The organism is Pseudomonas sp. TE50-2, from assembly GCF_040813665.1.
GTDB lineage: Bacteria > Pseudomonadota > Gammaproteobacteria > Pseudomonadales > Pseudomonadaceae > Aquipseudomonas > Aquipseudomonas soli.
In genome coordinates this window covers 1,387,615-1,407,556 of the sequence record NZ_JBFNXN010000001.1, presented here as the reverse complement: position 1 = coordinate 1,407,556, position 19,942 = coordinate 1,387,615, and the positions used below count along the sequence as shown (strand labels likewise).

At 66.2% G+C, this 19,942-nt stretch carries 22 protein-coding genes; 11 read left to right on the top strand and 11 right to left on the bottom strand.

Translation table 11 applies throughout. The annotated features are described in order from the left end of the window. The first annotated feature begins 68 nt into the window (after nt 1-68). Nucleotides 69-770, top strand: coding sequence for an orotidine-5'-phosphate decarboxylase (pyrF, locus tag AAHK21_RS06315; protein WP_102684183.1), 702 nt, complete (start codon nt 69-71; stop codon nt 768-770). A 48-nt stretch (nt 771-818) separates the two neighbouring features. On the opposite strand, the gene AAHK21_RS06310 is transcribed toward pyrF, so the two are convergent. Beyond that, complete coding sequence (locus AAHK21_RS06310) at nt 819-1,820, bottom strand: NADP-dependent oxidoreductase (RefSeq protein ID WP_367856749.1); 1,002 nt, start codon at nt 1,818-1,820, stop codon at nt 819-821. Between the two features lie 175 nt (nt 1,821-1,995). Here AAHK21_RS06310 and AAHK21_RS06305 point away from each other — a divergent pair, with 175 nt between their 5' ends. Beyond that, entirely contained in the window at nt 1,996-2,757 is a 762-nt protein-coding gene (locus tag AAHK21_RS06305) for an SDR family oxidoreductase (RefSeq protein WP_367856748.1), read from the top strand. Here the strand turns inward: AAHK21_RS06305 and AAHK21_RS06300 are convergent. After that, the gene (locus AAHK21_RS06300) at nt 2,708-3,889 is read right to left on the bottom strand and encodes an MFS transporter (protein ID WP_367856747.1); all 1,182 of its coding nucleotides are present in this window, start codon (nt 3,887-3,889) and stop codon (nt 2,708-2,710) included. The two genes, AAHK21_RS06305 and AAHK21_RS06300, sit on opposite strands and share 50 nt — an antisense overlap. Nucleotides 3,890-4,004: 115 nt before the next feature. Between AAHK21_RS06300 and AAHK21_RS06295 the strand changes: the two genes are divergently transcribed. After that, complete coding sequence (locus tag AAHK21_RS06295; protein ID WP_367856746.1) at nt 4,005-5,402, top strand: PLP-dependent aminotransferase family protein; 1,398 nt, start codon at nt 4,005-4,007, stop codon at nt 5,400-5,402. 114 nt (nt 5,403-5,516) lie between these two features. After that, complete coding sequence (locus AAHK21_RS06290) at nt 5,517-7,457, top strand: methyl-accepting chemotaxis protein (RefSeq protein WP_367856745.1); 1,941 nt, start codon at nt 5,517-5,519, stop codon at nt 7,455-7,457. A 19-nt stretch (nt 7,458-7,476) separates the two neighbouring features. On the opposite strand, the gene AAHK21_RS06285 is transcribed toward AAHK21_RS06290, so the two are convergent. After that, a complete protein-coding gene (locus AAHK21_RS06285; protein ID WP_367856744.1) occupies nt 7,477-8,667 on the bottom strand; it encodes a benzoate/H(+) symporter BenE family transporter in 1,191 nt (396 codons plus the stop codon). 144 nt (nt 8,668-8,811) lie between these two features. Between AAHK21_RS06285 and AAHK21_RS06280 the strand changes: the two genes are divergently transcribed. Beyond that, on the top strand, nt 8,812-9,414 hold the full coding sequence (locus AAHK21_RS06280) for a glutathione S-transferase family protein (protein WP_023631544.1): 603 nt from the start codon (nt 8,812-8,814) through the stop codon (nt 9,412-9,414). 79 nt (nt 9,415-9,493) lie between these two features. On the opposite strand, the gene AAHK21_RS06275 is transcribed toward AAHK21_RS06280, so the two are convergent. The 5 genes from AAHK21_RS06275 to AAHK21_RS06255 all read right to left on the bottom strand — a co-directional run bounded on the left by AAHK21_RS06275 (nt 9,494) and on the right by AAHK21_RS06255 (nt 12,171). Then, on the bottom strand, nt 9,494-9,865 hold the full coding sequence (locus AAHK21_RS06275; RefSeq protein WP_046856597.1) for a glutathione S-transferase N-terminal domain-containing protein: 372 nt from the start codon (nt 9,863-9,865) through the stop codon (nt 9,494-9,496). A gap of 58 nt (nt 9,866-9,923) precedes the next feature. Continuing rightward, on the bottom strand, nt 9,924-10,469 hold the full coding sequence (folE, locus tag AAHK21_RS06270; RefSeq protein ID WP_023631546.1) for a GTP cyclohydrolase I FolE: 546 nt from the start codon (nt 10,467-10,469) through the stop codon (nt 9,924-9,926). Nucleotides 10,470-10,538: 69 nt separating this feature from the next. Further along, a complete protein-coding gene (locus AAHK21_RS06265; protein WP_367856743.1) occupies nt 10,539-11,099 on the bottom strand; it encodes a Smr/MutS family protein in 561 nt (186 codons plus the stop codon). 72 nt (nt 11,100-11,171) lie between these two features. After that, on the bottom strand, nt 11,172-11,492 hold the full coding sequence (locus tag AAHK21_RS06260) for a hypothetical protein (RefSeq protein WP_046856595.1): 321 nt from the start codon (nt 11,490-11,492) through the stop codon (nt 11,172-11,174). An 88-nt stretch (nt 11,493-11,580) separates the two neighbouring features. Continuing rightward, a complete protein-coding gene (locus AAHK21_RS06255) occupies nt 11,581-12,171 on the bottom strand; it encodes a cysteine hydrolase family protein (protein WP_046856594.1) in 591 nt (196 codons plus the stop codon). Nucleotides 12,172-12,350: 179 nt separating this feature from the next. On the opposite strand from AAHK21_RS06255, the gene prmB reads away from it, so the two are divergent. After that, the gene (gene prmB / locus AAHK21_RS06250) at nt 12,351-13,259 is read left to right on the top strand and encodes a 50S ribosomal protein L3 N(5)-glutamine methyltransferase (RefSeq protein ID WP_046856593.1); all 909 of its coding nucleotides are present in this window, start codon (nt 12,351-12,353) and stop codon (nt 13,257-13,259) included. 67 nt (nt 13,260-13,326) lie between these two features. On the opposite strand, the gene AAHK21_RS06245 is transcribed toward prmB, so the two are convergent. After that, a complete protein-coding gene (locus AAHK21_RS06245) occupies nt 13,327-14,109 on the bottom strand; it encodes a hypothetical protein (protein ID WP_367856742.1) in 783 nt (260 codons plus the stop codon). Nucleotides 14,110-14,209: 100 nt separating this feature from the next. Next, nucleotides 14,210-15,169: an alpha/beta hydrolase gene (locus AAHK21_RS06240; protein ID WP_046856591.1), complete on the bottom strand. Its 960-nt coding sequence runs from the start codon at nt 15,167-15,169 to the stop codon at nt 14,210-14,212. Between the two features lie 143 nt (nt 15,170-15,312). Between AAHK21_RS06240 and aroC the strand changes: the two genes are divergently transcribed. From aroC to AAHK21_RS06225, 3 genes are all read left to right on the top strand, one after another. Further along, a complete protein-coding gene (gene aroC / locus AAHK21_RS06235; RefSeq protein WP_367856741.1) occupies nt 15,313-16,404 on the top strand; it encodes a chorismate synthase in 1,092 nt (363 codons plus the stop codon). A gap of 101 nt (nt 16,405-16,505) precedes the next feature. Then, nucleotides 16,506-17,660 (top strand): MFS transporter, encoded by a 1,155-nt coding sequence (locus AAHK21_RS06230; RefSeq protein ID WP_367856740.1) that lies wholly within the window; start codon nt 16,506-16,508, stop codon nt 17,658-17,660. Further along, nucleotides 17,660-18,196, top strand: coding sequence for an oxidase (locus AAHK21_RS06225; protein ID WP_367856739.1), 537 nt, complete (start codon nt 17,660-17,662; stop codon nt 18,194-18,196). The genes AAHK21_RS06230 and AAHK21_RS06225 overlap by 1 nt, the downstream gene beginning before the upstream one ends. Before the next feature lie 74 nt (nt 18,197-18,270). Here the strand turns inward: AAHK21_RS06225 and AAHK21_RS06220 are convergent, their stop codons facing one another. Next, the gene (locus AAHK21_RS06220) at nt 18,271-18,543 is read right to left on the bottom strand and encodes a DUF3509 domain-containing protein (protein ID WP_046856587.1); all 273 of its coding nucleotides are present in this window, start codon (nt 18,541-18,543) and stop codon (nt 18,271-18,273) included. A gap of 268 nt (nt 18,544-18,811) precedes the next feature. Between AAHK21_RS06220 and AAHK21_RS06215 the strand changes: the two genes are divergently transcribed. After that, on the top strand, nt 18,812-19,333 hold the full coding sequence (locus AAHK21_RS06215; RefSeq protein ID WP_367856738.1) for an ankyrin repeat domain-containing protein: 522 nt from the start codon (nt 18,812-18,814) through the stop codon (nt 19,331-19,333). A gap of 59 nt (nt 19,334-19,392) precedes the next feature. Further along, nucleotides 19,393-19,923: a hypothetical protein gene (locus AAHK21_RS06210; RefSeq protein WP_102684198.1), complete on the top strand. Its 531-nt coding sequence runs from the start codon at nt 19,393-19,395 to the stop codon at nt 19,921-19,923. Nucleotides 19,924-19,942 lie beyond the last annotated feature (19 nt).

The following is a 19,942-nucleotide window of genomic DNA, read 5'->3' as shown; positions in this document are numbered from 1 at the left end:
GGCCCCCAAACCCCACCTCACTTCGTTTACAATGCGCGCCGTTTACGACTTGCCAAGAGACCCTGCCCATGTCCGCCTGCCAGACGCCCCTGATCGTCGCCCTGGATTTCCCCACCCGTGACGCCGCCCTGAAGCTGGCCGACCAGCTCGACCCCGCCCTGTGCCGGGTCAAGGTGGGCAAGGAACTGTTCACCAGCAGCGCTGCGGGAATCGTCGAGACCCTGTGCAGCAAGGGCTTCGAAGTGTTCCTTGACCTCAAGTTCCACGATATCCCCAACACCACCGCCATGGCGGTCAAGGCCGCGGCCGAGATGGGCGTGTGGATGGTCAATGTGCACTGCTCCGGTGGCCTGCGCATGATGTCGGCGTGCCGCGAAGAGCTGGCCAAGCGCAGCGGTCCGCAGCCGCTGCTGATCGGCGTGACCGTACTGACCAGCATGGAGCGTGAGGATCTGGCCGGTATCGGCCTGGATGTCGACCCGCAGGAGCAGGTGCTGCGCCTGGCGGCGCTGGCGCAGAAGGCCGGTATGGACGGCCTGGTGTGCTCGGCGCTGGAAGCGCCGGCACTAAAGGCGGCGCACCCGTCGCTGCAACTGGTGACCCCGGGTATTCGCCCGGCGGGCAGCGCCCAGGATGACCAGCGCCGGATCCTGACCCCGCGCCAGGCTCTGGACGCCGGTTCCGATTACCTGGTGATCGGGCGTCCGATCAGCCAGGCGGCGGATCCGGCCAAGGCGTTGGCTGCTGTGGTGGCTGAAATTCGCGGTTGATCCGAAAGACTACGGGTGCGGGCTGCGCGTGAGCGCAGCCCGCAATGATCAGACTTTCAGCACCAACTTGCCGAAATTTTCCCCGCTGAACAGCTTGAGCAGCGTCTCGGGGAAGGTTTCCAAGCCTTCCACCACATCCTCCTTGCTCTTGACCTTGCCGCTGGCCAGCCAGCCGGCCATTTCCTGCGCGGCCTTGCCGTACTCCTTGACGTAGTCCATCACCACGAAGCCCTCCATGCGCGCGCGGTTGACCAGCAGCGCCAGGTAGTTGGCCGGGCCCTTGACCGCTTCCTTGTTGTTGTATTGGCTGATGGCGCCGCAGATCACCACCCGGGCCTTGAAGTTCAGGCGCGACAGCACCGCGTCGAGGATGTCGCCGCCGACGTTGTCGAAGTACACATCCACGCCCTTGGGGCATTCGCGCTTGAGCCCGGCGAGCACGTCTTCGGCCTTGTAGTCGATGACCCCGTCGAAGCCCAGTTCATCCAGCAGGTACTGGCACTTCTGCGCGCCACCGGCAATGCCGACCACGCGGCAACCCTTGAGCTTGGCGATCTGCCCGGCAATGCTGCCGACCGCGCCTGCGGCGCCGGAGATCACCACGGTTTCGCCGGCTTTGGGCTGGCCGACATCGAGCAGGGCGAAGTAGGCGGTCATGCCGGTCATGCCCAGGGCGGACAGGTAGCGGGGCAGGGGGGCCAGGCGCGGGTCGATCTTGTGCAGGCCCTGGGGTTCACCGGTGAAGTAGTCCTGCACGCCGAGGGCGCCACTGACATGGTCGCCGGGCTTGTAGTCCGGATGATTGGAGCTGACCACCTCGCCGACGCCAAGGGCACGCATCACCTGGCCCAGGCCCACCGGGGGAATATACGACTTGCCTTCGTTCATCCAGCCGCGCATGGCAGGGTCCAAGGACAGGTAGAGGTTTTTCACCAGCACCTGACCTTCGCCGGGCTCGGCGGCAGGGGCCTGCTCATAGGTGAAGTCGTCACGGCGCACGGCGCCGACCGGGCGCTTGGTCAGCAGGAAACGGCGGTTGGTGTGGGGCATGGCGAGTTCTCCTGAACGAGTGTGAGGGGGGATGATCGGCGGGTTGAATGGGCCGCGTCACGCAAGATCACTGCGAACGATAGTAGTCCAACCGTGCCCTTGATGATGCTGCCCAGCCCAGCGGTGCCCTGACTAGACTCAGCCACGACTTCCCATCCTTTTGCAGGAGCCAGTGATGAGCATGACTTTCTCCGGCCAGGTTGCCCTGGTCACCGGTGGCGCGGCGGGTATCGGCCGGGCGACGGCCCAGGCGTTTGCCGCCGAGGGGCTCAAGGTGGTGGTGGCCGACCGTGATGCGCACGGTGGCGAAGGCACCGTGGCGCTTATTCGCCAGAATGGTGGCGAAGCATTGTTCATCGCCTGCGACGTTACCCGCGACGAAGATGTGCGGCAGTTGCACGAGCGGGTGGTCGAGGCATACGGGCGCCTGGACTACGCCTTCAACAATGCCGGCATTGAAATCGAGAAGGGGCGATTGGCCGAGGGCAGCGAGGCGGAGTTCGACGCGATCATGGGCGTCAACGTCAAGGGCGTCTGGCTGTGCATGAAGTACCAACTGCCCTTGCTGCTGGCCCAGGGTGGTGGCGCCATTGTCAACACGGCCTCGGTGGCCGGCCTGTCGGCGGCGCCGAAAATGAGCATCTATGCCGCGTCCAAACACGCGGTGATCGGCCTGACCAAATCGGCGGCCATCGAGTATGCCAAGAAGGGGATCCGGGTCAACGCCGTGTGCCCGGCGGTGATCGATACCGACATGTTCCGCCGCGCCTACGAAGCCGACCCGCGCAAGGCCGAGTTCGCGGCGGCGATGCACCCGGTCGGGCGCATCGGCAAAGTGGAGGAGATTGCCAGCGCGGTACTGTACCTGTGCAGCGATGGCGCGGCCTTCACGACGGGGCACAGCCTGACGGTCGACGGTGGCGCGCTGGCGATCTGAGCGAGGCCAGCCATAGGGTCAGTGCCACCGCCGCGCAGCCCAGCAGCAACACCCCCCCAAACACGATCAAGGCCAGCCGCGACCCCAGCCGGTCACTGAGCAGCCCGGTGAAGATCACCGGCAGGCTGAACCCCATGTAGGCAAGCAGAAAGAACCCGGCACTGGCCCGGGTTTTTTCTTGGCCGGCCAACTGATTCACCGCCGCCAGCCCGCCCAGGTAGATAAAGCCATAACAGGCGCTGCTGGCGGCCACGGCGCCCAGCAAAACGCCCGGCAGGTTGCCACTGTCGGCGCCCCAGGCCAGCAGCGCGTAGCTGCACGGCAGGATCAGCAGCCCGAGCAAGGTCGCCCGGGCACTGGCCATGCGCCGGGCCAGCGGCTGGAACAGCAGGCCGCAACTGATCACGCAGAAGGTCGAGAATCCCGACCAGGCGCTCAGGCCGTGCTGGCGCAGGATCCCCGGCAGCAGGGCGATGACCAGCCCGACACAGGCCCAGGCCAGCAGGATCGCCAGGCCATATGCCAGGCTGCCGCTGGGATAGCACGGCAGGCGCAGCATGGCGCTGCGTTGCGTCGGGCGAGGGTCCGGCAGGCGCCAGACCAGCGCAAGGGCCGCGGCGGCCAGTATCAGCTGCAAATGGAAACTGCCCGGAGTGAGTGTCGGCCCGCGCAGCAGGAACAGGCTGGTCAGCGCCGCGCCCAGGCCAAAACCCAGGGAGGTGCTGGCGGTGACCCAGGTCGCGGCGCGGTCACTTTCAGCGGGTGTCATCAGTTCGCTCATGTAGGCGGTGGCCGTGGCCGAGGCCAGGCCGGTGCCCAGGCCCAGAAACAAGCGCGCTACGCCCAGGGAGGCCAGGCTGGGAGACAGCAGCATGATCAAGGTGGCGATCATCGACAGGGCGAGTGCGACCAGGATCAACGGGCGTCGCCCGACCCGGTCGGCCAGGCCGCCGAGGGCCAGCAGCACTGGCAATACGCCGAGCACGTAGCCGGAGAAAGCCACGGCGGTCGCCGCGGCGCCTTGCCCGGAGAGGTCGGCGTAGGTGATGTACAGCGGGGCCTGGAGGTTCACCGCAAGGGTGATCAGGCACAGGGCGAAGGCCAGCAGGGCCGGGGCGTGGCGAGTAGGCATGGATGGTTTCCGCAGGATCGATTGCGTCAGCATCGGCCCTGGGTGGCTGTTCGCCAAGGTACACCCAGTACGGATTTGTGTTTAACTGTTTGCCTGAAATAAGCGAACACTTGCCATGCACTTCAATCTTGATCGCGGTCTCCCCACACCCTTGGTTCAGCAGTTGACCGAGCAGTTGCAGGCCTGGATCACTCGGCAGCGCTTGCGCCCGGGTGCACGCCTGCCATCGATCCGCACCTTGGCCAAGGCCCAGGCGGTCAGTGCTTCGTGCGTGATCGAAGCCTACGACCGGCTGGTGGCCAGCGGCTGGCTGGAGGCACGGCACGGTGCCGGGTTCTTCGTTGCCGAGCGCAAGCCGGGCCTGCGGCCCGATCCTGGCGAGCCGTGGGGCGAGGCGATCGACGGCAGTTGGCGACAGTTTCGCGAAGGGCATGAGCAACTGCTCAAGCTCGGCTGTGGCTGGCTGCCCGTGGCCTGGCGAGCCGAGGCTGAGCTGGCCCAGGCCATCCGCCAGGTCAGCCGTGGCGCGCCCGAGGCACTGTTTGACTACTGCCCGCCCCAGGGGCTGGCGAGCCTGCGCTTGCAACTGCACAAAGGGCTGGCGCTGCTGGATATCGTCGCGGAACCTGAGCGTATCGTCACCACCCAGGGTGCCAGCCATGCCCTCGACCTGCTGGTGCGGACCTTGCTGGCGCCGGGCGACACGGTGCTGGTGGAACGGCCCGGTTACTACAACCTCTACAACCTGCTGCGCCTGCACGGCGTGCGCATGCTCGAGGTGCCGCGCACTGCCAGTGGTCCAGATCTGGACGTACTTGAGCAATTGCTCGCCGAATACCGGCCGCGCTGCCTGTTCATCAACAGCCTGTACCAGAACCCGACTGGCACCAGCCTGACACCCAAGGTCGCCTATCGCCTGCTGGAGCTGGCCCGCGGGCATGACCTGCGGATTGTCGAGGATGACCTCTATGCCGGCTTCCAGGACGGGCCGGCGACGCGGCTGGCTACCCTCGACAGCGAGCAACGGGTGATCTACCTGGGCAGTTTCTCCAAGAGCCTCAGCAGTTCGCTGCGGGTCGGCTATGTGGTGGCCGATCCGCCCTTGGTGGCGCGTCTGGCCGAACTGAAGATGGTCGCGGGCATCGGCACCTCGCGCTTCGCCGAGCAGGTGGTCGGGCAGATGCTCGCCAACGGCAGCTACCGCAAGAGCATGCAGCGCCTGCGGCTGCGCCTGGGCCAGCACCGGGCGAGGACGCTCGGGCTGCTGGAGGCCTGCGGCTGGGAGGTGTTCTGCGAACCCGTCGGCGGCATGTTCGTCTGGGCCCGGGTACCGGGGCGCGACTTCGTCGAGCTGGAGCGGCTGGCGCTGGAGCATGCGGTGCTGCTTACCCCGGGCAGTGCCTTCGATCCGCAGGGCCGGGCCAGTGAGTGGCTGCGTATCAATGTCGCCTATGGGCAGGATTCGCGGGCCGAGGCGTTCTTCCGGCATGCGGGGCGACCTCTGGCGGTCTGAAAGCGACACGCTCATAGCTAAATGACACCATTGGCGCGTCTGGCTCTTGTGACGGAGTCGGCGCCATTGTCACTCTTGCTGTCGGTAAAGTCCGACAAGGCGAGGGGATTGGTGATGGCGGCGACCAAGCACGGTGTACTGGCCAATCTGGGCATGGCGCGAAAGCTCGGCCTGGGCTTTGCCCTGGTGTTGCTGCTCACCCTGGTGGTGGCTGCCATCGGCGTGTACGCCCTGACCAATGTCGGTCAGCGCTTCGATGGGCTGCGGCAGATGGCTCAGTTCAATACCGACCTGTTGAAGCTGCGCCAGCACGAACAGGCCTTCGCCCTGCGCTCGGACATCAAGGCGGCCGACGCCCTGCGCACGGGGCTGCAGGGGCTGGTGGAGCGGGCCCGGGCCGTGCCGGCACTGGCCTCGACCGAGGCCGATCTGAATGCCTATGGGCAAGCGTTCGACCAGTTCGTCCAGGCGGTGCAGGCCAAGGAGCTGGCGCTGGACATGGCCAGTTGGTCGGTGTCGAGCGTGGCCAACAACCTCGATGTGCTGCAGGCCGGCCTGGCCGACGATGGCACCTATACCCTCAAGCAGTCCCAGGGGCAGCAGGGCGGTGAGTTCCTGGAACAGGCCGGGCAGGTGGCGCAGGTGTCGCGGCTGATGCTGCAGGCCATGGACGAGGCCCGGGTGCGCCTGGACCAGAGCCGCAAGGGCGGCGAAGCCAGCGCCGAGGGGCGCATCGCCCAGACTGTGGAAGCTGCGACCCTGGTGGACCAGCTCAAGGCTTCGGTCGCTGATGCCGGCTACCAGAGCGTGCTGGGCGAAGTGGCCGGGCATATCGGCAGTTTCTCCGAAAAACTCAACGAGTACACCGACCTGCTGGGCCAGGAGCGGGGTATCAAGGACCAGTTGCAGGCGCGTGCCGAGCAGGTTACCGCGCGTGTCGACCAGGTGTATGCCGATCAGGAGCAGGCCATGCAGGCGGAACTGGCACGCAACGCCGTCGCCATTACTGCGGCCACGGCGCTGGCGCTGCTGGTAGGCGTGCTGGCGGCCTGGCTCATAACCCGCGCCGTGGTCGCGCCGCTCAAGCGGGTGATCAGCCGGGCCCGGCGCATTGCCGCAGGCGAGCTGGGTATCGAGGCCGAGCCGCCGCGGGCCGACGAGGTCGGCCAGTTGTTGCAGGCCATGCAGCAGATGGCCGAGGGCTTGTCCGGTATCGTCAGTGGCTTGCAGCAGGGTATCGACCAGTTGGCCGGCAGTGCCCAGGCCTTGTCGGCGGTCACCGAGCAGACCAATCGCGAAGTCGGTAGCCAGAAGGACGAGACCGAGCAGGTGGCCACTGCCATGCAGCAGATGACTGCGACCGTCCACGATGTGGCGCGCAACGCCGAGCAGGCCGCTCAGGCCGCCCAGGCAGCCGACGACAAGGTCGGCTCGGGGCAGCAGGTGGTGCGTCAGAGCATGCAGCGCATCGAGCAACTGGCGCTGGCCGCCGAAACCGCCAGCAGCGGCATCGACAGCCTCAGCGCCGAGATCCATACCATCGGTGACGTGCTTGAGGTGATCAAGAGCGTGGCCGAGCAGACCAACCTGTTGGCGCTCAATGCCGCGATCGAGGCGGCGCGGGCCGGGGAGCAGGGGCGCGGGTTCGCGGTGGTGGCCGACGAAGTGCGCGCCCTGGCGCGGCGTACCCGGCAGTCCACCGAGGAGATCGAGCGCCTGGTCGCCAGCCTGCGCGGCAATGCCCAGCAGTCGGTGATGCAGATCCGCGGCAGCACCGAGCTGGTGCGCCTGGCGGTGGCCGACACGCTGCAGACCGAGAGCGCCCTGGGCAGCATCGCAGCGGCGGTGTCGTTGATCCAGCAGATGAACCAGCAGATCGCCGCGGCGGCCGAGCAGCAGAGCTCGGTGGCCGAGGAGATCAGCCGCAGCGTCACGCAGATACGCGGTAGTGCCGACCAGGCGGCACTGGCGATGGAGGACAATGCCCGCTCAAGCGTCGAGCTGGCGCAGTTGGGCAATGATTTGAAGGGGATGGTGGGGCATTTTCGCTTGTGATTGCCCCACGATTACATTGTCAGCCCTTGCGCGGACTGAGGATCAGCAAGGTCAGCACCCCCGCCACGATCCCCCAGAACGCCGAGCCGATCGAGAACAGGGTGAAGCCCGAGGCCGTGACCATGAAGGTGATCAGGGCCGCCTCGCGCTCGCGCACCTCGCCCATGGCCACGCTCAAACCGTTCATGATCGAACCGAACAGCGCCAGCGCCGCGATCGACAGCACCAGCTCCTTGGGCAGGGCGCCGAACAGCGCCGCCAGGGTGGCGCCAAAGATGCCGGCTATGCCGTAGAAGATCCCGCACCAGACCGCCGCCGTGTAGCGCTTGGCCGGATCCTCATGGGCATGCGGCCCGGTGCAGATCGCCGCGCTGATCGCCGCCAGGTTGACCCCGTGGGAGCCGAACGGCGCCAGCAGCAGCGAGGCGAAGCCGGTGGCCGAGATCAGCGGCGAAGCCGGCACCTGGTAGCCGTCGGCGCGCAGCACGGCGACGCCGGGCATGTTCTGCGAGGTCATGGCCACCACGAACAGCGGGATGCCGATGCTGATGGTCGCCGCCAGCGAGAAGCTCGGCGTGGTCCACACCGGGGTTGCGACTTCCAGCTGGAAGTCGCTGAAGTCCAGCAGCCCCAGGGCGCCGGACAGCGCGGTGCCGACCAGTAGCGCGGCCAGCACGCAGTAACGCGGCGACAGGCGCTTGACCAGCAGGTAGCTGAAGAACATGCCCAGCACCAGTAGCGTGCGATGTTGAGCGGCAACGAAGATCTCGCTGCCGATCTTGAACAGGATGCCGGCCAGCAGGGCCGAGGCCAGGGAGGCGGGAATGCGCCGCACCAGGCGCTCGAAACTGCCGGTCAGGCCGCAGATCAACACCAGCACGGCGCAGGTGATGTAGGCGCCGATCGCTTCGCCGTAGCTCACCCCGCCAAGGCTGGTGATCAGTAGTGCCGCGCCGGGTGTCGACCAGGCCACGGTGATCGGCGTGCGGTAGCGCAGCGACAGGCCGATGCTGCACACTGCCATGCCGATCGACAGGGCCCAGATCCATGAGGAAATCTGCGCGCTGGTAAGACCGGCCGCCTGGCCAGCCTGGAACATCAGCACCAGCGAGCTGGTGTAGCCGGTGAGCATGGCGATAAAGCCGGCGACGATCGCCGACGGCGAGCTGTCCGCCAGCGGCCGCAGGCGCGCTGAGGTGGCATCGGTCATAGGGAATTCCTTGTGCAGGTGTAAGCAGTTTTTTCAGGCTACCGTGCCATGGCGTGATCCTTGCCATACAGCAGGCATTGCATTTAGCCGTACAGTCGCCAACTATGGGGCATTACTACGCAACTGCGTGAAAGGGGAGGGGCGATGTACAAGGTGTATGGGGATTACCAGTCGGGCAACTGCTACAAGGTCAAGCTGATGCTGAGCCTGCTCGACCGCCCGTATGAGTGGCACCCGGTGGACATTCTCAAGGGTGAGACGGAAACGCCCGAGTTCCTGGCCATGAACCCCAACGGCAAAGTGCCCGTGCTCAAGCTTGAGGACGGCACCTGCCTGTGGGAATCCAACGCGATTCTCAACTACCTGGCCGATGGCAGCGAGTTCCTGCCCAGCGAGCCGCGGCTGCGCACCCAGGTGCTGCAATGGCAGTTCTTCGAGCAGTACAGCCATGAGCCCTACATCGCCGTGGCGCGGTTCATCCAGTTCTACCTGGGGCTGCCGCAAGAGCGGCTGGAGGAGTACAGGGGGCTGCACAAGGGCGGCTACAAGGCGCTCAAGGTGATGAACAAGCAGCTGGAAATGACGCCCTACCTGGTCGGCGAGCAGTACTCGATCGCCGACGTGGCGTTGTACGCCTATACCCATGTGGCGCATCAGGGCGGCTTCGACCTGGCGCCTTACCCGGCGGTGCAGGCCTGGCTGGCGCGGGTGGCCAGTCATCCTCGGCATGTGCCGATGGTGGATTGACCGGCCTCATCGCGGGGCAAGCCCGCTCCCACGCCAGCCAGCACCGGTAGGAGCGGGCTGGCCCCGCGATGGTGATCTGTCAGACCGCCGCGAAGCGTTTGTCCAGATAGGCAATGATGTCCTTGGACTCGTACATCCAGGTCACCTCGCCTTGTTCCTCGATCCGCAGGCACGGCACTTTCACCCGGCCACCGCCTTCGAGCAGCGCCTGGCGGTGCTGCGCATCGTTCTTCGCATCGCGCAGCGCCACCGGCACATTGAGGCGGTGCAGGGCGCGGCGGGTCTTCACGCAGAAGGGGCAGGCATGGAACTGGTACAGCGCCAGGCCCTTGGCCTGCTGTTCGACCTGGGCCTGGGCCGCGGCATCGCGCTTCTTTTTCGCCGGGCGGCTGATCCAGTCGCCGAACACGATAAGCTGGCCGAGGCCGACCCGCAGGGCTTTGACGATCATGGGCAACTCCTGAAATGAAAAAGCCGACCCCAGGGGGTCGGCTCGGAACACACGCCGATCACTTGATCAGGCTGAGGAACTCGCTGCGGGTGGCGGCGTTCTCGCGGAACTCGCCGAGCATCACCGAGGTGAGCATGGTCGAGTTCTGCTTTTCGACACCGCGCATCATCATGCACATGTGCTTGGCCTCGATCACCACCGCCACGCCTGCGGCGCCGGTCACCTGCTGCACGGCCTCGGCGATCTGGCGGCTGAGGTTTTCCTGGATCTGCAGGCGGCGGGCGTACATGTCGACGATCCGCGCCACCTTCGACAGGCCCAGTACCTTGCCCTTGGGCAGGTAGGCCACGTGGGCCTTGCCGATGAACGGCAGCATGTGGTGTTCGCACATCGAATACAGCTCGATATCCCGGACCAGCACCATTTCGCTGTTGTCGGAGGTGAACAACGCGCCGTTGGTCACTTCTTCCAGGGTTTGCTCATAACCGCGGCAAAGGTACTTCATGGCCTTCGCTGCCCGCTTGGGCGTGTCGAGCAGGCCTTCGCGGGAGACATCCTCGCCGATCTGGCTGAGGATCGCGGTGTAGTTCTGTTCCAGGGACATGGATCTACCTGTGGAAAATTTCGCAAAGGCGAAGGGTACGGCGGCGACGGCGGCGCTGCAAGCGCGATGTCACTCGTCGCGCCCTTCGAGCATGGTTCGCTTGAGCATCACGTAGACCGCGCCGGTGCCGCCGTGGCGGGCCTGACACGAGGTGAAACCGAGCACCTGCGGGTGCTGGCGCAGCCAGGTGTTGACGTGGCTCTTGATCATCGGACGCTTGCCGTCCAGGCGCGCGGCCTTGCCGTGGGTGACCCGCACGCAGCGCACTTCCAGCTTGGTCGCTTCGGCGATGAAGGCCCACAGCGTCTCGCGGGCCTTCTCGACGCTCATGCCGTGCAGGTCGAGGCTGCCCTCGAAGGCGATCTGGCCGAGCTTGAGCTTGCGCAGCTGGGTTTCCTGCACGCCGTCACGCCGCCACATCAGCTCATCCTCGGCGCCGACGTCGATGACGAACTGGTCGGACAGGCCGTCGATCACCAGCGTCTGGTCGCTGCGGATGGTCGCCGCCTGGCGCAGGCCTGCCAGTTGCTTGCGGTCGGCCTTGGGTTTGCCGACTTCGGCGCGATCGTGCTTGATCGGCTTGACGCCCTGCACTTGGCTGCGGAAGAGGGAAAATTCGTCGTCTTGCATGGTGCCTCCACGTGGGCGGCGTAGTTTACGCGACTGTCATCGCGGGGCAAGCCTGGCCCCGCGCTCGGCGCGTCAGTCGTGCTTCTTCATCAGGTGCGGCGACAGGTTCAGCTCGCGCCCGCGGCGCAGGCGGATACGGCTGCGCCGCCACAGGCGCACGCCGAAGTACAGCAGGGCCAGCCCGACGACGGTCAGTGTCGCCGCCAATGGACGGTTGGCATTGAGTTCGGCCAGGGCGGCGTAGTTGCCCAGCAAACCGGCGAAGCCGGCCATGGCCAGCAGGATGCCCAGGGTGGCCAGCAGTACCGAGAGTGCCGCGGCGATGCGCGCGCCCCAGTTGCTCGGCTCGCGCTGGCGCAGGCGCTTGGCATCGAAACTGCCTTTGAGCTTCATTCGAATTCCTCAGGATCGGGTGGTGCTGATCCGGATTTCGACCTGCGGGTCACCTTGGGGTTCCGCCCGTCCGCCGGGCGGTCGTGGTTCAGACCAGGCTGGCGGTGGGGGCGACGCAGGCGAAGTTATCGGCCATCACGGCCATCTCGCACTGGTGGATCTGCGCGGCGGGGATCACGGTGTCCTTCAGGGCCAGGTCACGGGTCGCCGAAGCATCTTCGACCAGGGTGCAGCGATAACCATAGTCCTTGGCGCGGCGCACGGTGGTGCTGACGCTGGAGTGGCTCATGAAACCGCAGACGATCAGGTCCAGCGGGCCGAATGCCTGCAAGGTCTCGTGCAGCTTGGTGTTCTTGAAGGCGTTGGGCATGCGTTTCTCGATCACCACCTCGCCTTCGCGCGGCTCCAGCCCGGGAATGAACTCGCCGGCCGGGCCCTGCGGGTCGAAGCGACCGCCAACGGTGCCGAGGTGGCGGACATGGATGATCGGGCGGCCGGCCTTGCGGGCGGCGTCGAGCAACCTGGCAATGTTCGCCACGGCCTCGTCCATGCCCGACAGCGCCAGCGGACCGCTCAGGTACTCCTTCTGCGCATCGATGACGATCAGGCTGGCTTGGCTCAGCTTGGCCGGCGGGTAGTCGCGGCCAGTGAGGCGGAACATCGTGGTTGGAACGGACATCAAGGGCTCCTTGGGTAGGGCTTTTGTGTACCTATTCTCCCTTGCCTTGACGCCAATGTGAATGGTTGACAGCGCAGGCGGCGTGGTTACTGGCTTGTGGCTATCCATTCGGGCATCGGGGCGAACATTTGTGCGGTGTGGGCTGTTAGACTTTTGGCCTGTCTGAAAAGGAGTACCCCGTGATCACATCCCGCCTGCGCACCCTGCGCGACCACATCCGCTGGGCGGTCAGCCGCTTCCATGAGCATGAACTGTTCTTCGGCCACGGCGCCGACAATGCCTGGGACGAGGCCCGCCTGCTGGTGCTCGGCGCGGTGCACCTGCCCTGGGAGGTGGCCGACAGCTATCTGGACTGCGCACTCGAGGATGATGAGCGGGTACGCCTGCAGCACCTGCTCAAGCGCCGCATCGAAGAACGTGTGCCGACTGCCTACCTGCTGGGTGAGGCCTGGTTCTGCGGCATGTCGTTCATCGTCGACGAACGCGTGCTGGTGCCGCGCTCGCCTATCGGCGAGCTGATCGAGAAGCGCTTCGAGCCCTGGCTGGCCGCCGAGCCTGCGCGCATCCTCGACCTGTGCACCGGTTCCGGTTGCATCGGCATCGTCGCCGCCGATGTGTTCCAGGACGCCGAAGTGGTACTGGCCGACCTCTCGTTCGACGCGCTGGCGGTGGCCAACCAGAACATCGAGCGTCATGGCCTGGAAGAGCGTGTGTACACCGTGCAGGGCGATGGCTTCGCCGGGCTGCCGGGGCAGCGTTTCGACCTGATCCTCTCCAACCCGCCGTATGTCGATGCCGAGGACTTCGGTGACATGCCGGCCGAGTATCACCACGAGCCCGAACTGGGCCTGGCCTGCGGCAACGATGGCCTGGACCTGGTGCGGCGCATGCTGGCCGAGGCGGCCGACCATCTGACCGACAAGGGCCTGATGATCGTCGAGGTAGGCAACAGCCAGGTGCACGTCGAGTCGCTCTATCCCGAGGTGGACTTCGCCTGGCTGGAATTCGAGCGCGGTGGGCACGGGGTGTTCATGCTGACGGCCGAGCAGTGCCGGCAGCATCAGGAGCTGTTCAAGGCGCGGGTCTGACTGCGCGCCCGTTCCCACAGGATGAATGCAATCTCCGTGGGAGCGGGCTTGCCCCGCGATGGCGATATCAGCGGGTGGCGATCCAGATCAGCAGCCCGGCCTGGAACACCGCGAACGCCACCAGGCAGGTGATGGTAAAGCGCAAGCCGCTGTCTTCGCGGCGGTACTTGGCCACGCGTTCGTCACGCTCGCGCAGCTGGGCTTCCTTTTCAATCAGGTTCTGCTCGGCTTGTTGCAGCATGCCGGCGGCCTCGAGGTTGTCCACGCGCTGCACCTTCTCGGTGTTCCAGCCGCCCTTGAGCTGGCCCACCGGTGTTTCCACCAGGCGCCCCTTGAGCAGTTGCCCATCGGTGTATTCCACCTCCAGGCCGACGCTGCGCAGCACGTGGTCGCGGCGCAGGCGGGTGTCTTCGTTGAGGGCGTCCTTGTTCGGCAGGCTCATGCCCTCGATCTGGTAGTGCGAGCAGCGGTGCTGCAGCCATTGCACCGCCTGCGCCAGCAGGTAGCGGCCAACACCACGGTTGAGGGGCTCGAGCTGCAGCCCGGCCGGGTCGCCGATGCGCACCGTGCGCGTTTCGTGGTCGACGCGGATGTCCAGCTGGTTCTGTTCCTTGCGCACCTTCTGCCCAGGCAGGCGGATTTCCATGCGCAACAGGCTGTGGGCCTTGTCGTGGCGCTCGGCGTAGCCGAACTGGACAAAGCGCAGCGGGCGGGCGCCGCTGTTGCGGTCGGTCGGCAGCGGCGCCAGGCGCAGCAGCTGGAAGTGCTCGGCGGCAAGATCCGCCCAGGGCTGCGGGGCGCTTTCCGGCGCTTGTTCTTCGGTCGCCTCGGCGGCGGGGGCATCGGTCATCAGGGGGTCCTCAGGTGCACGGCGGCCGGGCGCGTGGGCCGCGATCACTGCCTTCTCAGCCGCGTTATCGGCAGGCCCGGGCAATACCTGAGGACAGGTCTCAGGCCTGCGGCAACCCTTGGATGAACAGGACGATGCGCTCGCCCAGCTCGCGCGCCAGCGGCAGCTCGGGGTTGCGGTAGCTGTCACGCTGCTGGCTCATGTCCCGGGGGCTGATGCGCAGCACATGGTTCATGCCGTCGATCAGCGCCAGTTGCGCGTCGGGTTTGGCTGCCTTGAGGCGCTCGGCATCAGCTACCTCCACCTGGATGTCGTTACGCCCCTGGACGATCAGCGCGGGCACCTTGAGGCGGGCGAAGGCCGCCGCCGGGTCCTGGTGCAGCAAGGTGATCAGGTACGGCTGCACGCTGGGGCGGAACACCTGGCGCAGCGGCGCGGGCACGTCGAGGCTGGTCTGCCCGGCCTGCAACCGGTCGATCAGCGCCACGCCAGCGGGCAATTGCGCCGGCGGCAGGCGCTGGGCCAGCTGCTCGCGCAGCACGTCGGCCACCGGCCGACCGCTGCCGGCCAGGGTGATCACCGCGCTGGCGCCGGCCTGCTCCGCGGCGAGGCTGGCGATCAGCGCGCCTTCACTGTGGCCGACCAGGATCAGCGGGCCGAAGCGTGGGTCCTGCCTGAGTGCGCGGCCCCAGGCCACCACGTCGGCGACATAGCGCTCGACGCTGAGGTCACGTTCGTCGGGGGTGGCCGGCTGGCTGGCGGCCACGCCGCGCTTGTCGAAGCGCACGCTGGCAATGTGTTCGCCGGCCAGCAGCAGGGCCAGGCGCTTGAGGTTGTCGATGCGCCCGGCGGCAGGGTTGTTGCCATCGCGGTCGGTAGGGCCGGAGCCGGCGATGATCAGCACCACCGGGGGCGGCGTGGCCTGCTGCGGCAACAGCAGGCTGCCATGCAGCACGCCCTGGCCGGTGTCCAGATCGATGGGGCGTTGCAGCACGGTGGGGGCGGCCTGGGCGAGGCAGGTGCAGAACAGCAGGAGCAGGGCGGCGAGGCGCGACTTCATGGGCGGGGTACTACGTGGGACGTTGCTGATTCGACCGTGGGTCATCCTGAAGGTTCGCGGGCCCCATCGCAGGGCAACCACAGCCACGCGGTTTTCCGTATACTGCCGCTTTCGTTCACTTCAGGCTGATTCGCGGAGCGTCCATGTCCGGCAATACCTACGGCAAGCTGTTCACTGTCACCACCGCTGGCGAAAGCCATGGCCCGGCGTTGGTCGCCATTGTCGACGGCTGCCCGCCTGGCCTGGAAATCTCCCTTGCCGACCTGCAGCACGACCTCGACCGGCGCAAGCCCGGCACCAGCCGGCACACCACCCAGCGCCAGGAACCGGACGAAGTGGAGATCCTCTCCGGTGTGTTCGAAGGCCGTACCACCGGCTGCTCGATCGGCCTGCTGATTCGCAACACCGACCAGAAGTCCAAGGACTATTCGGCGATCAAGGATCTGTTCCGCCCGGCCCATGCCGACTACACCTACCACCACAAGTACGGCATCCGCGACTACCGTGGCGGTGGCCGCAGCTCGGCGCGCGAAACCGCCATGCGCGTGGCGGCCGGCGCCATCGCCAAGAAGTACCTGGCCACCCAGGGCATCCGCGTGCGCGGCTACATGAGCCAGCTCGGGCCGATCGAGATCCCGTTCAAGACCTGGGAGTCGGTGGAGCAAAACGCCTTCTTCAGCCCCGACCCGGACAAGGTGCCTGAGCTCGAGGCCTACATGGACCAGCTGCGCCGCGACCAGGATTCGGTGGGGGCGAAGATCACCGTGGTTGCCGAAGGCGTGATGCCGGGCCTGGGCGAGCCGATCTTCGACCGCCTCGACGCCGAGTTGGCCCATGCCTTGATGAGCATCAACGCGGTCAAGGGTGTGGAGATCGGCGCCGGTTTCGCCAGTGTCGCCCAGCGCGGCACCGAGCACCGTGACGAGATGACGCCCGAGGGCTTCCTCAGCAACAACGCCGGCGGCATCCTCGGTGGCATTTCCTCGGGCCAGCCGATCGTCGCCCACCTGGCGCTCAAGCCGACCTCGAGCATCACCACCCCGGGCCGTTCCATCGATGTCGATGGCAACCCGGTGGAGGTGATCACCAAGGGCCGCCACGACCCTTGCGTCGGCATCCGCGCCACGCCGATCGCCGAGGCAATGATGGCCATTGCGCTGATGGACCACCTGCTGCGCCACCGCGCGCAGAATGCCGACGTGAGGGTCAACACCCCGGTGCTGGGCCAGCTCTGACAGTCCCGGCCCTATCGCGGGGGAAGCCCGCTCCCACGAATTCCAGCGTGGGAGCGGGCTTGCCCCGCGATAGGGCCGGAAGCCTCTGAACGGACTTCCCAATGCCTCCGATCCCCTACTGGCGCCTCTCCAGCTTCTACCTCTTCTACTTCGCCCTGCTCGGCTCCACCGCGCCGTTCTTGGCCCTGTACTTCGACCACCTGGGCTTCTCCCCGGCGCGCATCGGCGAGCTGGTGGCCATCCCCATGCTCATGCGCTGCGTGGCCCCCAATCTGTGGGGCTGGCTCGGTGACCGCAGCGGCCAGCGCCTGCTGATCGTGCGCCTGGGCGCACTGTCGACCCTGGCGACCTTCTCGCTGATCTTCTTCGGCAAGAGCTACGCCTGGCTGGCGCTGGTCATGGCGTTGCACGCCTTCTTCTGGCACGCGGTGCTGCCGCAGTTCGAAGTGATCACCCTGGCCCACCTGCACGGCCAGACCTCGCGTTACAGCCAGGTACGGCTATGGGGCTCGATCGGCTTCATCCTCGCCGTGGTAGGCCTCGGGCGCCTGTTCGAATGGCTGAGCCTGGACATCTACCCGCTGGCGCTGGTGGCGATCATGGCCGGTATCGTCGTTGCCAGCCTCTGGGTGCCCAATGCGCAACCCGTCGAGCAGGCCGAGCAGCGTGGGGCAGGGGGCTTTTTCAGGCAGGTGCGGGCGCCTGGGGTAATGGCCTTCTATGTCTGCGTGGCCCTCATGCAGCTCAGCCACGGGCCGTACTACACCTTCCTCACCCTGCACCTGGAGCACCTCGGCTACAGCCGCGGCGCCATCGGCTTGCTATGGGCGCTTGGCGTGGTGGCCGAAGTGCTGGTGTTCATGGTCATGAGCCGGATCTTCGCCCGTTGCTCGGTGCGCAAGGTGCTGCTGGCCAGCTTCCTGCTGGCCGCGCTGCGCTGGTTGTTGCTTGGCAACCTGGCGGATATCCCGGCGGTGCTGGTATTCGCCCAGGTATTGCACGCGGCCACGTTCGGCTGTTTCCATGCCGCGGCCATCGCTTTTGTCCAGGCCAGCTTCGGCGCTCGCCAGCAGGGCCAGGGCCAGGCGCTGTATGCGGCGCTGTCAGGCACTGGCGGTGCCCTGGGCGCACTGTACTCGGGCTACAGCTGGAAACTGCTGGGCCCACACTTCACCTTTGGTATGGCCAGCGTCGCGGCGCTCGCGGCAGCCGTTATCATTGCCTTCCGACTCAAAGAAAGCAGGAACCACCCCTGATGAGCATCCTCAGCGTATTCGACCTGTCCAGCCCGGACCTGCCGCACAAGGTGCTGACCCACCACGACGACATCGCCGCGACCCTGGCCGAGCAGGGCGTGCGCTTCGGCCGCTGGCAGTCCGGCGCGCGCCTGCGCCCGGGCAGCAGCCAGGATGAAGTGGTCGCGGCGTGCCGTGGGCCGCTCGACCAACTGATGACCGAGCACGGCAGTGTGGTATTTGGCGTGCTCAGCCGCGATGGCGCCGACTTGAGCCAGGCCGACCTGCGTGATGAGCATGTGCATGACAGCGATGAAGTGTTCGCGATGATCAGCGGGCGTGCACAGGTCAGCCTGCGCCTGGGCGGCGCGGTGTATGCCGTGCTGTGCGAGAAGGATGACGTGCTGCTGGTGCCGGCCGGCACGCATCGCTGGTTGGATCTGGGGGCCAGCCCATTCTGCCTGGCCCTGCGCCTTTTCGGCAGCGAGCAGGGTGTGCAGCCACGCTTCACCGGGGATGCCATGGCGCGGCAATTTGCCGGTTTCGATGAACTCTGAATGAACTCGCGGGGCAGCTTCTGCTCACACCCTCCAAGGGTGAGCAGAAGCTGCCCCGCGAACAGGTTACGCGCTTAGCGGTAGGTCGGCAGGGCGAAGCGTTGCTGGCTCTGCAGCATGGAAATCACCGGCAGCTCGCTGGCTTGTTCGGCAAGGTCGCGGCGGATGGCGCTGATGGCCCACGACAGTTGCTCGGCACTGTGCAGTTGCGCATAGGACAGCACCCGGCGGGTCACCACGCCGTCGCTGGCGCGCAGGGTCAGCAGCACGCCGCCGTCGGGGCGCGGCTGAGTGGCAACCTGGTAGGCGGCGAAGAGCGAGGCGAATTTTTGCTGGATGAGGTCCATATCAACTCCTGACTGTTGTACTGGCAGACTTGATTTGATGATTGCAGTGACCGTGCCAGCCTGGGATTAAAATAAAATCCCTATAAATCAATAAGTTATATTTGTTTTTGCAGGTGCCTGTATTGCATTCTGCACGCCCGTGCATTTTGCACAGTGCATTTTGCACGGTCATAGCCTGGCTCTCTGCCGCCGATAGAATCTGAACCTTGGACCTGTCGCTGCTGCCTGATGGACACTTGGCCCATTGCCAGATGCCAGGAGGTTCCCGATGTCCGATCACCAGCCCGCCACCATGACCACGGATGAAGCCGCGGCCTTCGCCGAGGAGGTCTTCGAGCGCGCCCGCCGCGGCGACGCGACAATGCTCGGTCGCCTGCTCGATAACGGCCTGCCCGCCAACCTGCGCAACCACAAGGGCGACACCTTGCTGATGCTGGCCAGCTACCACGGTCACCATGACGCCGTGCAGGTGCTGCTGGCCCATGGTGCCGATCCGCTGATCGCCAATGACAACGGCCAGTTGCCCATAGCCGGCGCCGCCTTCAAGGGCGACCTGGCGATGATCCGCCTGCTGCTGGAACACGGCGTGCCGGTGGATGCCGCCGCTGCTGACGGCCGTAGCGCATTGATACTGGCGGCGATGTTCAACCGCCTGGAGATCATCGACTATCTGTTGGCCCAGGGTGCCGACCCCGCGCACCGCGATGCCGCCGGCGCCACTGCGCTGATGGCAGCCCGCACCATGGGTGCGGTGGATAGCGCGGCACGTCTGGAAGCATTGGCCGGCTAACTGCCCGGGGGCTTTTGCGGCTATCCTTGGCGCCTTTCACGTCAACCGCAGGCCCCCCCATGAAAGACCAGTTGCTCGAATTCATCAGCCTCATCGGCGCCGGTTGCATGCGCGATGAGGACATCGAGCGCATCGCCGCCGAGGCCGCCGAGGCCTACGCCGACCCCGCCGCCTTCCTCGCCGCCAATCCGGACATCAACTACGACGACAGCTTCCCGTTCCCGCTGGGTGAATGGGTGGTGGTCGGCAGCCTGCCCGATACCGTGCTGTTCCAGGCCGACAGCTACCAGGACCTGTTCCAGCAGATCAGCGACTCGTTCGACAAGAGCGTGCCCTTCACCCTCAAGCCCAAGCAGCTGGCGCGCACCGAGGCGCTCACCGCGCTCAACCGCATCCAGGTGCAGATGGGCGCGCTGAACAAGGAAGCCGGTGGCTACGTTCTGCTGAACTTCAGCCAATTGCTCGACGATGAGCTGCAGATGATCATGGTCGGGCAGCACGACCTGGCCCGTGTGCTGGAGCTGGGCGAAGCCGTTGGTATCAAGGTGGAGCCGGCGCTGGAAGCGCTGAAGGTGGCAGTGCACATCTGAGCCGTAGCCGTCGCGCAGC

Bases quoted from the DNA above. Each gene is read 5' to 3' on its own strand.
- AAHK21_RS06280 (WP_023631544.1), top strand. From the start codon at position 8,812: ATGTACAAGGTGTATGGGGATTACCAGTCGGGCAACTGCTACAAGGTC.
- pyrF (WP_102684183.1), top strand. From the start codon at position 69: ATGTCCGCCTGCCAGACGCCCCTGATCGTCGCCCTGGATTTCCCCACC.
- AAHK21_RS06230 (WP_367856740.1), top strand. From the start codon at position 16,506: ATGCCTCCGATCCCCTACTGGCGCCTCTCCAGCTTCTACCTCTTCTAC.
- AAHK21_RS06245 (WP_367856742.1), bottom strand. From the start codon at position 14,109: ATGACCGATGCCCCCGCCGCCGAGGCGACCGAAGAACAAGCGCCGGAA.
- AAHK21_RS06210 (WP_102684198.1), top strand. From the start codon at position 19,393: ATGAAAGACCAGTTGCTCGAATTCATCAGCCTCATCGGCGCCGGTTGC.
- AAHK21_RS06215 (WP_367856738.1), top strand. From the start codon at position 18,812: ATGTCCGATCACCAGCCCGCCACCATGACCACGGATGAAGCCGCGGCC.
- AAHK21_RS06265 (WP_367856743.1), bottom strand. From the start codon at position 11,099: ATGCAAGACGACGAATTTTCCCTCTTCCGCAGCCAAGTGCAGGGCGTC.
- folE (WP_023631546.1), bottom strand. From the start codon at position 10,469: ATGTCCCTGGAACAGAACTACACCGCGATCCTCAGCCAGATCGGCGAG.
- AAHK21_RS06260 (WP_046856595.1), bottom strand. From the start codon at position 11,492: ATGAAGCTCAAAGGCAGTTTCGATGCCAAGCGCCTGCGCCAGCGCGAG.
- AAHK21_RS06305 (WP_367856748.1), top strand. From the start codon at position 1,996: ATGAGCATGACTTTCTCCGGCCAGGTTGCCCTGGTCACCGGTGGCGCG.
- AAHK21_RS06225 (WP_367856739.1), top strand. From the start codon at position 17,660: ATGAGCATCCTCAGCGTATTCGACCTGTCCAGCCCGGACCTGCCGCAC.
- AAHK21_RS06300 (WP_367856747.1), bottom strand. From the start codon at position 3,889: ATGCCTACTCGCCACGCCCCGGCCCTGCTGGCCTTCGCCCTGTGCCTG.
- AAHK21_RS06295 (WP_367856746.1), top strand. From the start codon at position 4,005: ATGCACTTCAATCTTGATCGCGGTCTCCCCACACCCTTGGTTCAGCAG.
- AAHK21_RS06220 (WP_046856587.1), bottom strand. From the start codon at position 18,543: ATGGACCTCATCCAGCAAAAATTCGCCTCGCTCTTCGCCGCCTACCAG.
- AAHK21_RS06255 (WP_046856594.1), bottom strand. From the start codon at position 12,171: ATGTCCGTTCCAACCACGATGTTCCGCCTCACTGGCCGCGACTACCCG.
- AAHK21_RS06240 (WP_046856591.1), bottom strand. From the start codon at position 15,169: ATGAAGTCGCGCCTCGCCGCCCTGCTCCTGCTGTTCTGCACCTGCCTC.
- AAHK21_RS06290 (WP_367856745.1), top strand. From the start codon at position 5,517: ATGGCGGCGACCAAGCACGGTGTACTGGCCAATCTGGGCATGGCGCGA.
- aroC (WP_367856741.1), top strand. From the start codon at position 15,313: ATGTCCGGCAATACCTACGGCAAGCTGTTCACTGTCACCACCGCTGGC.
- AAHK21_RS06275 (WP_046856597.1), bottom strand. From the start codon at position 9,865: ATGATCGTCAAAGCCCTGCGGGTCGGCCTCGGCCAGCTTATCGTGTTC.
- AAHK21_RS06285 (WP_367856744.1), bottom strand. From the start codon at position 8,667: ATGACCGATGCCACCTCAGCGCGCCTGCGGCCGCTGGCGGACAGCTCG.
- AAHK21_RS06310 (WP_367856749.1), bottom strand. From the start codon at position 1,820: ATGCCCCACACCAACCGCCGTTTCCTGCTGACCAAGCGCCCGGTCGGC.